Annotated in this window: 12 protein-coding genes; 3 read left to right on the top strand and 9 right to left on the bottom strand. The window is 73.4% G+C overall.

Annotated features, from left to right (window positions below):
• Positions 1–74: 74 nt before the first annotated feature.
• On the top strand, positions 75–827 hold the full coding sequence (locus K1X13_RS19640; protein ID WP_221024426.1) for a calcium-binding protein: 753 nt from the start codon (positions 75–77) through the stop codon (positions 825–827).
• A 10-nt stretch (positions 828–837) separates the two neighbouring features.
• On the opposite strand, the gene K1X13_RS08160 is transcribed toward K1X13_RS19640, so the two are convergent.
• Positions 838–2520: an ABC-F family ATP-binding cassette domain-containing protein gene (locus K1X13_RS08160; RefSeq protein ID WP_221024425.1), complete on the bottom strand. Its 1683-nt coding sequence runs from the start codon at positions 2518–2520 to the stop codon at positions 838–840.
• A 261-nt stretch (positions 2521–2781) separates the two neighbouring features.
• On the opposite strand from K1X13_RS08160, the gene K1X13_RS08155 reads away from it, so the two are divergent.
• Positions 2782–3381, top strand: coding sequence for a hypothetical protein (locus tag K1X13_RS08155; protein ID WP_221024424.1), 600 nt, complete (start codon positions 2782–2784; stop codon positions 3379–3381).
• Here K1X13_RS08155 and ppdK read toward each other — a convergent pair.
• The 7 genes from ppdK to truA form a co-directional block, all read right to left on the bottom strand.
• The gene (gene ppdK, locus K1X13_RS08150) at positions 3304–5991 is read right to left on the bottom strand and encodes a pyruvate, phosphate dikinase (protein ID WP_221024423.1); all 2688 of its coding nucleotides are present in this window, start codon (positions 5989–5991) and stop codon (positions 3304–3306) included. The genes K1X13_RS08155 and ppdK overlap by 78 nt on opposite strands.
• Positions 5992–6037: 46 nt before the next feature.
• The gene (gene mgrA / locus K1X13_RS08145; RefSeq protein WP_221024422.1) at positions 6038–7069 is read right to left on the bottom strand and encodes an L-glyceraldehyde 3-phosphate reductase; all 1032 of its coding nucleotides are present in this window, start codon (positions 7067–7069) and stop codon (positions 6038–6040) included.
• Positions 7070–7112: 43 nt separating this feature from the next.
• Positions 7113–7826: a hypothetical protein gene (locus K1X13_RS08140; RefSeq protein WP_221024421.1), complete on the bottom strand. Its 714-nt coding sequence runs from the start codon at positions 7824–7826 to the stop codon at positions 7113–7115.
• Positions 7823–8071: a hypothetical protein gene (locus K1X13_RS08135; protein WP_221024420.1), complete on the bottom strand. Its 249-nt coding sequence runs from the start codon at positions 8069–8071 to the stop codon at positions 7823–7825. Before K1X13_RS08135 ends, K1X13_RS08140 begins: the two co-directional genes overlap by 4 nt.
• A complete protein-coding gene (locus K1X13_RS08130) occupies positions 8068–8574 on the bottom strand; it encodes a SigE family RNA polymerase sigma factor (RefSeq protein WP_221024419.1) in 507 nt (168 codons plus the stop codon). Before K1X13_RS08130 ends, K1X13_RS08135 begins: the two co-directional genes overlap by 4 nt.
• A 107-nt stretch (positions 8575–8681) precedes the next feature.
• Positions 8682–9284: a class I SAM-dependent methyltransferase gene (locus K1X13_RS08125; RefSeq protein ID WP_221024418.1), complete on the bottom strand. Its 603-nt coding sequence runs from the start codon at positions 9282–9284 to the stop codon at positions 8682–8684.
• Positions 9277–10179 carry a tRNA pseudouridine(38-40) synthase TruA gene (truA, locus tag K1X13_RS08120; protein ID WP_225914551.1) on the bottom strand — a complete coding sequence of 301 codons (903 nt, stop codon included), beginning with the start codon at positions 10177–10179 and terminating at the stop codon, positions 9277–9279. Before truA ends, K1X13_RS08125 begins: the two co-directional genes overlap by 8 nt.
• On the opposite strand from truA, the gene K1X13_RS08115 reads away from it, so the two are divergent.
• Positions 10178–10558, top strand: coding sequence for a GntR family transcriptional regulator (locus K1X13_RS08115; protein ID WP_221024417.1), 381 nt, complete (start codon positions 10178–10180; stop codon positions 10556–10558). The two genes, truA and K1X13_RS08115, sit on opposite strands and share 2 nt — an antisense overlap.
• A 221-nt stretch (positions 10559–10779) precedes the next feature.
• On the opposite strand, the gene rplQ is transcribed toward K1X13_RS08115, so the two are convergent.
• Positions 10780–11346, bottom strand: coding sequence for a 50S ribosomal protein L17 (gene rplQ, locus K1X13_RS08110; protein WP_221024416.1), 567 nt, complete (start codon positions 11344–11346; stop codon positions 10780–10782).
• Positions 11347–11367: the final 21 nt, after the last annotated feature.

Raw genomic sequence — 11367 nt, 5'->3', positions numbered from 1 at the left:
GCCCTGGCGACCCGGCGCGAGGTGGACGCACAGTCGGGGGAAGGATCCCGCGTCCACGCCAGGGGGAGAGCCCGATGAGACGTCTCGCGACCGCCCTGCTCACCGCCACGGCCGTGCTCGCCGCCCCCGCCGCGAGCGCCGACGTCGTCACGGGCACCGGCCAGGGCGAGGTGCTGCGCGGCACCCCCGCCGCCGACACGCTGCGGGCCCGGGGCGGCGATGACGTCGTCCGCGCCCTCGCCGGGGACGACGACCTGCTCGGCGGCGCCGGTGCGGACCGGCTCCGCGGCCAGCGCGACGACGACCGGGTGCACGGCGGACCCGGCGGTGACCGGCTCGACGGCGGGGAGGGCGACGACCTGCTGCTCGGCCGCGACGGGCGGGACACCGGTGCTGGCGGGCCCGGACGCGACCGGCTGTACGGCGGGGCCGGCCGCGACTACCTCGACGGCGAGAGCGGGCGCGACGTCGTGCTCGGGGGCCCCGGGGCCGACAGCATGGCCGGCGGGCCCGGCGACGACGTGGTGCGCGGGGGTGGCGGTGCCGACGCGCTCACCGACTTCACCATCGGCCAGTTCGGCGGCCCGGTCACGAAGGGCGACCGGGACCTGCTCGACGGCGGCCGCGGCGACGACACGCTCGCCGCGCAGGACGGCGTGGACCGGGTGCGCGCGGACACCGGCGACGACGAGGTGCGGCTCGAGGACGACGACGCCCGCGACTCCGTCGACTGCGGCCCCGGGGGCGACCTCGTCGTCTGGTTCGGCCCGCGGGACCCGCTCGACGTGCTGTCCGGCTGCGAGCGGCTGCGCGTCCTCGAGGAGTGAGCCCCGCCCGTCAGCGGGCCCGCTGCACCCGTCCCTCGTCCCACACCGGCCCGTCGGACTCGTAGACCGACCCGTCGGCGCCGTACACCAGGAACCGGTCGAACCGGCGGGCGAACCAGCGGTCGTGCGTCACCGCGACCACCGTGCCCTCGAACGCCTCCAGCCCCTCCTCCAGCGCCTCGGCGGACTCCACGTCGAGGTTGTCGGTCGGCTCGTCGAGGAGCAGCAGGGTCGCCCCGGACAGCTCGAGCAGCAGGATCTGGAACCGCGCCTGCTGTCCCCCGGAGAGCGACTCGAACCGCTGCTCGGCGGCGTGCGCGAGCTCGTAGCGGTCCAGCGCCCGCGAGGCCTGCTCGCGCGGCATCCCGTCGCGGTGGTCGTCGCCGCGGTGCAGGATCTCCAGCAGCGTGCGGCCCATCAGCTCGGGGTGCTCGTGGGTCTGCACGAACCAGCCCGGCCGCACCCGCGCCCCCAGCCGGGCCCGGCCGGTGTGGTCCACCGGCTTCACCGGCACCTCGCCCACCGGCCGGTGCTCCACGTCCGGGTCGGAGCCGCCGGCCGCGAGCAGCCGTAGGAAGTGCGACTTCCCGGAGCCGTTCGAGCCGAGCACGGCCACCCGCTCGCCGTACCAGACCTCGAGGTCGAACGGCTTCATCAGCCCGGTCAGCTCGAGCCCCTCGCACACCACCGCGCGCTTGCCGGTGCGGCCGCCGCGCAGCCGCATCGTCACCTGTTGCTCGCGCGGGAGGGCCTGCGGTGGCCCGGCCTCCTCGAAGCGGCGCAGCCGGGTCACCGCGGCCTGGTAGCGCGAGGCCATGTCGGAGTTGTAGGCGGCCTTCTGCTTGTACATCAGCATCAGCGCCCGGAGCTTGGCGTGCTCCTCGTCCCAGCGCTTGCGCAGCTCCTCGAAGCGGGCGAACCGCTCCCGGCGCGCCTCGTGGTAGGTCGCGAACCCCGCGGGATGCACCCACACGGTGTTGCCGGCGGCGCCGAGCTCGACGGTGACCACCCGGGTGGCGGTGTTGGCGAGCATCTCCCGGTCGTGGCTGATGTAGAGGATGGTCTTGGCGGACTCGTTGATCCGGTCCTCGAGCCAGGTCTTGCCCGGGACGTCGAGGAAGTTGTCCGGCTCGTCGAGGAGCAGCACCTCGTCGGGGCCGCGCAGCAGGAACTCCAGCACCAGGCGCTTCTGCTCACCCCCGGACAGGGTGGTCAGCTCGCGGTACTTCGCCCGGTCGTAGGGCACGCCGAGTGCGGAGGTGCAGCACACGTCCCAGGTGACCTCGACGTCGTACCCGCCGGCGTCGGCCCACTCCGACAGCGCCGCGGCGTACCGCATCTGGGTCTTCTCGTCGTCGCTGTCCATCATCGCCAGCTCACACGCGGCGACCTGGTCGGCGGCGGCGCGGACCCGCGGCGGGGACACCGACAGCAGCAGGTCGTGGACGGTCTTCCCCTCGTTGCCGTGGGTGACCATCTGCCGCATCACCCCGAGCCCGCCGGTGCGGGTCACCGCCCCGGCGTGCGGCGCGAGGTCGCCGGTGATGATCCGGAGCAGCGTGGTCTTGCCGGCACCGTTGGCGCCGACGAGCGCCACCTTCGCGCCCTCGCCCACCCGGAACGAGACGTCGTCGAGGAGCACCCGGCCGTCCGGGAGCTCGTACCTGACACCTGCGACGTCGACGTGGCCCACAACGGAGCATCCTCCCCCAGCGGCACCCCTGCGCGCACCGCAATATCGCCGGTACCGCGGCCGCGGCCAGGGCGCATGCACGCCGTACGGCGCCCGCGCCCCCGCCGCACGGACCGACAGGACCTTGGCCGACGCCGCGCGGACGAACGGCCCTGACCCGCCACCGCCGGCCGGCGCGATGCTGGAACCGGGGAGGAGCGCTCCCGGCCGACAGTCGCGCCGGAGGCGCCCACCGCGCGGGAGGGGAAGGAGCCGGGCGCGATGAACGACGGGACGACGAGAGGCACCGACGGGCGCCGCTGGGCGCGGTACACGGTGTTCGCGCTGATGTCGCTGTTCCTGCTGCTCGGCTCGGCGTTGGTGCTCGGCGAGACCTTCGCCGACCCCGGCGGGTGGGCGGCGGTGGTGGTCGCCGCCGCCTGGGTGGTCCCGGCCGCCGCGCTGAGCGTGTTCGCGCTGCTGCGGCCGGCGTCCGCCGAGCGGGTGCTGCCGATCGTGACCCTCGCCGTCGCGGCGCTCGTGGTCGTGGAGTCGCTCACCGGCCTGGTCCCGCAGGACGAGGTGGGCCCGGTGGCGACGGTCGCGGCGTTCGCGACCAGCATCCCGCTGGCGTTCCTAGGCCTGCATCGCCCCGGCCGGGCGGGCCTGCTGCTGCTCGTGACCGGGATGGCCCTGGCCATCGGCGCCCTGGGCGGGGCACCCCGGGCGTCGGCGACGGTGGTGGCCGCTCCCCTGCTGCTGTTCGGGCTGCTGTTCCTGGCGACCGAGCCACCCACCCGCAGGTCAGGCGGAGTCGCTCAGCTCCCCGATGGAGGTGGCCCGCCCGGCCTCGAGCCGCGCCACCGGCACCCGGAACGGTGAGCAGGAGACGTAGTCGAGCCCGGCGTCGTCGAAGAAGTGGATCGAGTCCGGGTCGCCGCCGTGCTCGCCGCACACCCCGAGGTGCAGGTCCGGCCGGGTCGCCCGGCCCCGCTCCACCGCGATCCGCACCAGCTGGCCGACGCCGTCGCGGTCGAGGGTCTCGAACGGCGACACCCCGAAGATGCCCTTCTCGAGGTACCTGCCGAAGAACGACGCCTCGACGTCGTCGCGGGAGAAGCCCCAGGTCATCTGGGTCAGGTCGTTGGTGCCGAAGGAGAAGAACTCCGCGGCCTCGGCGATCTCACCCGCGGCCATCACCGCCCGCGGCAGCTCGATCATCGTGCCCACCTTGAAGTCCAGGTCGACCCCGGTCTCGTCCTCGACGGCCGCGGCGACCTGCACGATGTCGGCCTTGACCAGCTCCAGCTCCTGGACGGCGGCCACCAGCGGGATCATGATCTCCGGTTGCGGGTCTCCCCCGGCCTTCTTCCGCTCCGCGGTCGCCTCGAGGATCGCCCGGGCCTGCATCTTGAACAGGCCGGGGATGACGATGCCGAGCCGGACGCCGCGCAGCCCCAGCATCGGGTTCTGCTCGTGCAGCCGGCGCACCGCGTCGAGCAGCTTGTGGTGCTTGCTGTCGCGCCGGTCGTGGTCGTCCTCCATGGCCACCTGCACGGAGAGGTCGGTGTAGTCGGGGAGGAACTCGTGCAGCGGCGGGTCGATCAGCCGGATCGTGACGGGCAGGCCGTCCATCGCCTCGAGGATGCCGATGAAGTCCGACCGCTGCAGGGGCAGCAGCGCCGAGAGCGCCTCCTCCTGCTCCTGCTCGCTCTCCGCGATGATCAGGTGCTCCACGAGCGCCTTCCGGTCGCCGAGGAACATGTGCTCGGTGCGGCACAGGCCGATCCCCTGCGCGCCGAAGCGGCGGGCCCGCGCCGCGTCCTCCGGGGTGTCGGCGTTCGCGCGGACCCCGAGCCGCCGGGACTCGTCGGCGTGCGCCATCACCCGCTCCACCGCGAGCACGAGCTCGTCGCCCTCCGCGGTCTCGTCGCCCTCGAAGTGCCGCACGACGAGGCTGTCCACCACGGGCACCTCCCCGGCGAAGACCTCACCGGTTGTGCCGTCGATGGAGATCACGTCCCCCTCCTCGACCCGGACCCCGTCGAGGCTGGTGAACCGCTTGTTCTTCACGTCCACGTCGAGGGCGTCCGCGCCGCAGACGCAGGTGCGGCCCATGCCGCGCGCGACGACGGCCGCGTGCGACGTCTTGCCGCCGCGGCTGGTCAGGATGCCCTTGGCCGCGACCATGCCCTTGAGGTCGTCGGGGTTGGTCTCGCGGCGGACCAGGATCACGTCGTGGCCCCGCTCGGCCCACTCGACGGCGGTCGTGGAGTCGAAGACCGCCTTCCCGACCGCGGCGCCCGGGGAGGCGTTCATCCCCGTCGCGAGGAGGGTCCGCTCCGCGTCGCTGTCGAAGCGCGGGAACATCAGCTGCGCGAGCTGCGCGCCGTTCACCCGGCGTACCGCCTCGTCCATGTCGATCAGGCCCTGGTCGACGAGCTGGGTGGCGATCCGGAACGCCGCCTCCGCGGTGCGCTTGCCGATCCGGGTCTGCAGCATCCACAGCTTGCCGCGCTCGACGGTGAACTCGATGTCGCAGAGGTCCTGGTAGTGGCCCTCCAGCGTCTCCATGATCCGCATCAGGTCGTCGTACGCCGGCTTGTCGATCCGCTCGAGGTCGGCGAGCGGCACCGTGTTCCGGATGCCGGCCACCACGTCCTCGCCCTGGGCGTTCTGCAAGTAGTCGCCGTAGACCCCCTGCGCGCCCGAGGCCGGGTCGCGGGTGAAGGCGACCCCGGTGCCGGAGTCCTGGCCGACGTTGCCGAAGACCATCGCCACCACGCTGACCGCGGTGCCGAGGTCGGAGGGGATCCGCTCCTGGCGGCGGTAGAGCACCGCACGCTCGGTGTTCCAGGAGTCGAAGACCGCACGCACCGCGAGGTCGAGCTGCTCGCGCGGGTCCTGCGGGAACTCCGCGCCCGTGTGCTCCTTGATCAGCCGCTGGTACGTCGTGACGAGCTCCCGGTAGTCCTCGGCGGTCAGGTCGAGGTCGCTCGTCGACCCACGCTGCGCCTTGCGGGCGTCCATCTCGTCCTCGAAGAGGTGACCCTCCATCCCGAGCACGGTCTTGCCGAACATCGTCAGCAGCCGGCGGTAGGAGTCGTAGGCGAAGCGCTCGTCGCCCGCCCGCGCCGCGAGCCCGTGCACCGACTCGTCGTTAAGGCCGATGTTGAGGACGGTCTCCATCATCCCGGGCATGGAGAACTTGGCCCCCGAGCGCACCGAGACCAGCAGCGGGTCGTCGGGCTGCCCGAGGGCCTTGCCCATCGTCTTCTCCAGCGCCGCGAGGTGCTCGGCGACCTCGGCCGCGAGCGCGTCCGGCTCCCGCCCCTCGGCCAGGTAGGCCCGGCAGGCCTCGGTGCTGATGATGAACCCGGGAGGGACCGGCAGACCGAGGTTCGCCATCTCGGCGAGGTTGGCCCCCTTGCCCCCGAGCAGGTCCTTCTGGTCCTTGCTGCCCTCGGAGAACGCGTACACGAACTTGGTCATGAGCCGATCATGCACCACTTCACCGTCGGTCAGCAGGGGCCGAAGGTCAGTGCCTGGCGGACTCCGCCCACAGGTTGATGTCCGCGTCGACGGCGTCCAGGTCGATCAGGGCGAGCTCCTCGTCGGTGAACGGGGCCCCGTTCAGCGCGTCGAGGTTCACGTCGAGCTGGTCCACCGAGGAGGCCCCGATGACCGCGGAGGTGACCCGCGGGTCGCGTACCGCCCACTGCAGCGCCATCTGCGCCAGCCTCTGGCCCCGCGACCGAGCGACCTCGTTGAGCGCCCGCACGTGGCGCAGCACGTCCTCGTCGAGGTGCTCGGGGCGCAGCGAGCCGTTGCGCGCGGCCCGGGAGTCCTCGGGCACGCCCTCGAGGTAGCGGTCGGTGAGCAGCCCCTGCGCGAGCGCGGTGAACACGATGCAGCCCATGCCCTGCTCCTCGAGCTCGTCGAGCAGCTCCTCCTCGATCCAGCGGTTGAGCATGCTGTACGACGGCTGGTGGATCAGCAGCGGGGTCCCGAGGTCCCGCGCGATCGAGGCGGCCTCGTGGGTCCGCTTCGCGGAGTACGAGGAGATACCGGCGTACAGCGCCTTGCCGGAGCGCACCGCGTGGTCGAGCGCCATCATCGTCTCCTCGACCGGCGTCTCGGGGTCGAAGCGGTGGCTGTAGAAGATGTCCACGTAGTCGAGGCCCATCCTGGTCAGCGACTGGTCGAGGCTGGCCAGCACGTACTTGCGCGAGCCGCCGCCCTGGCCGTACGGCCCCGGCCACATGTCGTAGCCGGCCTTCGTGGAGATCACCAGCTCGTCGCGGTAGGGCATCAGGTCCTGCTTGAGGAAGTGCCCGAAGTTGGTCTCGGCCTGGCCGTACGGCGGACCGTAGTTGTTCGCGAGGTCGAAGTGGGTCACGCCGCGGTCGAACGCACGGCGCAGGATCGCCCGCTGCACCTCGCCGGGCTTGTCGTCGCCGAAGTTCTGCCACAGCCCCAGCGAGATGACGGGGAGCTTGAGCCCGCTCTTGCCCGTGTGGCGGTACTCCATCGTGTCGTAGCGGTCGCCTGCAGCCTGGTAGTCACTCATGGGGCCCATCCTGCCGCCCGGCCGGCGACGACGCCCAGCGTGGTCAGGGGAGCCACCCGGCCAGGGACGGGAAGTCCAGGATCGAGAGCCCGCCGTCGGCGGGGACCTGCCCGGGGTCCCGGTCGTCGACCAGGACCTCGCCGGCCTCGTCGTAGAACACGACCCGCCGCGCGCCCGGCTCGTCCCCCCGCGCGACCTGCGCCGCGAGCCGGGGCGTCATGTCGCCGGTGTAGGCGAACGAGAGGTAACCGCGCCGCACGTCCGCCCAGGTCGACACCCCGTCCGGCGTGACGATCCGGACGGCGGCCACCTCGGCGGGGCGCCGGTCGTTCCAGTACATCGTGAACTCCGGGCAGCGCGCGTCGGTCGCGGCCCGGTCGCCGTCGCTCAGGTAGCCGAGGCACGGCACCTCGAGCTGCGGGGTCGCCTCGCCGTCCCCCTCGTGGGTCGCCACCACCTGCTCGTGGGCGGCGTTCCCGGCGGGCTCGGCACCCCGGCTCACGTCGGTCGCGAAGACGCCCATCGCGTTCTTCACCCCGGCTTCCGGCCGGTTCGCGAACTGGCACCGCCCCCAGAACCCGCCGTCGTCCGACAGCAGCGTCGCCTCGGTGCGGAGGTCGGTCGCGGCGGTGGTCATCAGCCTCGGCTCCCCGAGCAGCCGCAGCGCGGCCTCCTCGGAGACGCTGCGCCCCCGGGCGTCGAGGTGCAGCACGTTCTCCTTGCGCATGCAGGTGGCGACGATCTCGCGGTCGCTCATCTGCCCCCGGCGGCCGGTCCCACGTCCGTGGCGCGGGGGAGCACGCCCGGCACGGCCAGCGCCGCGCCGGAGACCACCGTCGCGACGGCGAGACCGCCCAGGGCGACGGAGGCGCGGTGGCGGCGCAGCCGTCTCCTCCCCCGGGCCAGGTCGGCGGCGACGGGGTCGTGCGGGGGCTCGGCCCCGAAGGCCCGGTGCAGCCGCTCGCCGAGCTCGGCAGGGTCCATCTGCTGCTGGTCGTTCATCGGTTGCTCCTCGACTCCACGCGCTCGGCGCTGAGCAGCACGTGCAGGGCCGCCAGCCCGCGCGACGTGTGGCTCTTGACGGTTCCGGTCGAGATGCCGAGCTCCCGGGAGGTCTCCTCCACCGACAGGTCCAGCCAGTGCCGGAGCACGACTACCTTCCGCTGCATCGGGGGAAGCTGCTGGAGCGCCCGCACGAGCTCCGAGCGGTCGTCCTCGGAGTGGTCCGCCGCCACCGGCCGGTCGTGGTGCTCGACCCCGGGCCGCTCCCGCCGCCACGGCCGCCGCGACTCGTCGATGTTCGCCCGCACGATGATCCGGCGGGCGTAGGCCTCCTCGGCCCCGGCCTTGTGCAGCCGCGGCCAGGCGACGTACAGCTTCGCGAGGGCCGTCTGCACCAGGTCCTCGGCCTGGTGCCAGTCACCGCACAACGTGTACGCGATGCGACGCAGCTGTGGCCGGCGCGCGACCACGAAGGCCGCGAACTCGGTCTCGCTCCTGCGCATGGGTCCCCCTCGGTGCCTCGACATTCTCACCCCTGAGACGGAGCGGACCCCGTCTCGCGTTGACCTGCGCGGGAAGTTTTGTTCCGGTCAGACGGGAAGGTCCTGGCTCACCGCCCTCGCCTGGTCTCCAGGACCCGGAAGCCCTTGGCGCTCGCGACCCGTTCGGTGGGGTACCCCTGCTCCCTCAGCCAGCGCTGCAGGGAGTCCGCGCCGAGGTTCTTGCCCACCACCATCACCGCGCGTCCCTCGGGAGTGAGCCGGGGCAGCCAGGTGAGCAGCAGCTCGTGCAGGGCCTGCTTGCCGACCCGGATCGGCGGGTTGGACCAGATCTCGTCGAAGGCCACGTCCGCGGGCACCGCGTCGGGGGTGACCGCGGTGTACCGGTCGGCGACCCCGAGGGCGGCGGCGTTCTCGTTGGCCAGTAGCACCGCCCGCTCGTTGACGTCGACCGCCCACACCCGGGCGCCGGGCACGCAGGCGGCGACGGCGAGGCCGATCACGCCGTAGCCGCAACCGAGGTCGAGGACGGCACTGGCCCGGGTGGGCGGGACGGTCTCCCGGAACAGCACCGCGGTGCCGACGTCGAGCCTGCCCTGGGCGAACACCCCGGACCCGGAGGTCAGCTCCAGGTCGCGGCCCCAGACCGACGCCGCCACCGGGGCGCGCTTGAACGGCACCGCCGGGTCGGCGGAGAAGTAGTGGTCATCCATCCGCGGGCTCCTCGGCCGGCCGGGCGTGGTGTACGGGCCGCGCGGCGGGCAGGGTGCGCACCACGCGGGCCGCGGCCGCCTGCGCGGCGAGCTCGTCGTCGGCCGGGTAGGCGACCTCCTCGAGGGTCAGCCCGTGAGCGTGCACCACCGTCACTCCCCCGTCGCGCTCGCCCCGGGCCAGCACGTCGTGGGCCCAGCCGGGCTCGCGGCGCCCCTCGCCGACCGCGATCATGCAGCCGACCAGCGAGCGCACCATGTTGTGGCAGAACGCGTCCGCGCGCACCGTCGCCACGGCCAGCCCCCGCGTGTCGCGGGCCCAGGACAGGTCGAGCAGGGTGCGGATCGTCGTGGCACCCTCCCGCTTCTTGCAGAAGGCGGCGAAGTCGTGCTCGCCGGTCAGCCGGGCGGCCGCGCCGTTCATCGCGTCGACGTCGAGCTCGCGCGGCCAGGCCAGCACGTGCCCGCGCACCAGCGGGTCCACCAGGTGCGGGGCGTCGGCGATCCGGTAGGCGTAGCGCCGCCACACCGCGGAGAACCGCGCGTCGAAGCCCGCCGGCGCCTCCCGCACCCGGTGCACCCGGACGTCCGCGGGGAGGATCCCGTTCAGCCGGCGTACCAGTGCCGGCGCCGGCGGCAGGCTGCTGCGGCCGGCGCTCGCGGCCAGCGCGTCCTCGTCGACGTCGAGGTGGGCCACCTGGCCCCGGGCGTGGACGCCGGTGTCGGTGCGGCCGGCGCAGGTCAGCGGCGCCCGCTCGACCCGGAGCACCTGCGCGAGCGCGGCCTCCAGGGTGCCCTGCACGGTGCGCAGCGACGGCTGTGCGGCCCACCCGTGGAACTCCGCGCCGTCGTAGGCAAGGTCGAGTCGCAGGCGCACGCTGCGTATCTTCTCAGACATGGATCGCATCACCATCGACGCCGCCTCCGCCGTGCCGCCGTTCGAGCAGCTGCGCGCGCAGGTCGCCGCGCAGGTGGCCGCGGGCGACCTGGAGCCCGGCAGCCGGCTCGGCACGGTGCGGCAGACCGCGGCCGACCTCGGCCTCGCGGTGAACACCGTGGCCCGCGCCTACCGCGAGCTCGAGGCCGACGGGGTGATCGTGACCCAGGGCCGCAAGGGCACCTTCGTCCGCTCCGGCGTGGTCGACGGGCGGACCGACACGGCAACGGCCGCCCGGGCCGCGGCGACCGACTACGTCACCGCCGTACGGCGCCTCGGCCTGAACGCCGACGAGGCGCTGCGCCTGGTCGAGCGGGCCTGGTCCGACGCCACCCGCTGACCGTCACGCACCCCCACGCTCTGGGGGCGGAGGCGAGCGCCGTCGTCACAGCGGCACACGTGTGCCGTTGCGGCACCGTCCGTGCCCCGAACCGTGTCACAACGGCACACGTGTGCACGTCGCGCCACGATCGGGCCCACCGAGACCGACCGGGGCCCCGGCATGCGCAAGGGCCCGCCACCGGAGTCGGTGACGGGCCCTTGCGGAGCTGCGATGTGGCGTCAGGACTTGGCGTCCTCGTCGGCCTCGGCCGGCTCCTCGACGGTGGTGTCGCCGGGAGCGTCCTCGGACGCGGCCTGCTCGGCCGGCTCCTCGGTGCCGGGGGCGGCCTCGACCTCGGTCTCCTCGGCCGGGGCCTCGGAGTCGGCAGGGGCAGCCGGAGCAGCCGCGGCCGGGGTCTCGGTGCGCACGGTCTTCGCCTTGGCGACGTACTCCTCGGTCACCAGCTCGATGACCGCCATGGGGGCGTTGTCGCCCTTGCGCGGACCGATCTTGGTGATCCGGGTGTAGCCACCGGGACGCTCGGCGAAGCGCGGGCCGATCTCCTCGAAGAGGGTGTGCACGACACCCTTGTCGCGGATGGTCCGGAGGACCTGGCGACGGGCGTGCAGGTCACCGGCCTTTGCCTTGGTGATCAGACGCTCGGCCACCGGACGCAGCACGCGCGCCTTGGCCTCGGTCGTCGTGATCCGACCGTGCTCGAAGAGGGCCGTCGCGAGGTTCGCGAGGATCAGCTTCTGGTGCGCCGGGCTGCCGCCGAGGCGGGCACCCTTCTTGGGGGTAGGCATGTCTCTTCTCGATTCTCCCGA

The sequence above is a fragment of the Nocardioides jiangsuensis genome (assembly GCF_019679455.1).
Classification (GTDB): Bacteria; Actinomycetota; Actinomycetes; order Propionibacteriales; family Nocardioidaceae; genus Nocardioides_C; species Nocardioides_C jiangsuensis.
Note: the sequence above shows the minus strand (reverse complement) of the source record. Positions and strands in the feature narration are given on the sequence as shown.

Coding starts and splice junctions, on each gene's coding strand:
- K1X13_RS19640 (WP_221024426.1), top strand. CDS start 75: ATGAGACGTCTCGCGACCGCCCTGCTCACCGCCACGGCCGTGCTCGCC.
- K1X13_RS08155 (WP_221024424.1), top strand. CDS start 2,782: ATGAACGACGGGACGACGAGAGGCACCGACGGGCGCCGCTGGGCGCGG.
- ppdK (WP_221024423.1), bottom strand. CDS start 5,991: ATGACCAAGTTCGTGTACGCGTTCTCCGAGGGCAGCAAGGACCAGAAG.
- mgrA (WP_221024422.1), bottom strand. CDS start 7,069: ATGAGTGACTACCAGGCTGCAGGCGACCGCTACGACACGATGGAGTAC.
- K1X13_RS08140 (WP_221024421.1), bottom strand. CDS start 7,826: ATGAGCGACCGCGAGATCGTCGCCACCTGCATGCGCAAGGAGAACGTG.
- K1X13_RS08135 (WP_221024420.1), bottom strand. CDS start 8,071: ATGAACGACCAGCAGCAGATGGACCCTGCCGAGCTCGGCGAGCGGCTG.
- K1X13_RS08130 (WP_221024419.1), bottom strand. CDS start 8,574: ATGCGCAGGAGCGAGACCGAGTTCGCGGCCTTCGTGGTCGCGCGCCGG.
- K1X13_RS08125 (WP_221024418.1), bottom strand. CDS start 9,284: ATGGATGACCACTACTTCTCCGCCGACCCGGCGGTGCCGTTCAAGCGC.
- K1X13_RS08115 (WP_221024417.1), top strand. CDS start 10,178: ATGGATCGCATCACCATCGACGCCGCCTCCGCCGTGCCGCCGTTCGAG.
- truA (WP_225914551.1), bottom strand. CDS start 10,179: ATGTCTGAGAAGATACGCAGCGTGCGCCTGCGACTCGACCTTGCCTAC.
- rplQ (WP_221024416.1), bottom strand. CDS start 11,346: ATGCCTACCCCCAAGAAGGGTGCCCGCCTCGGCGGCAGCCCGGCGCAC.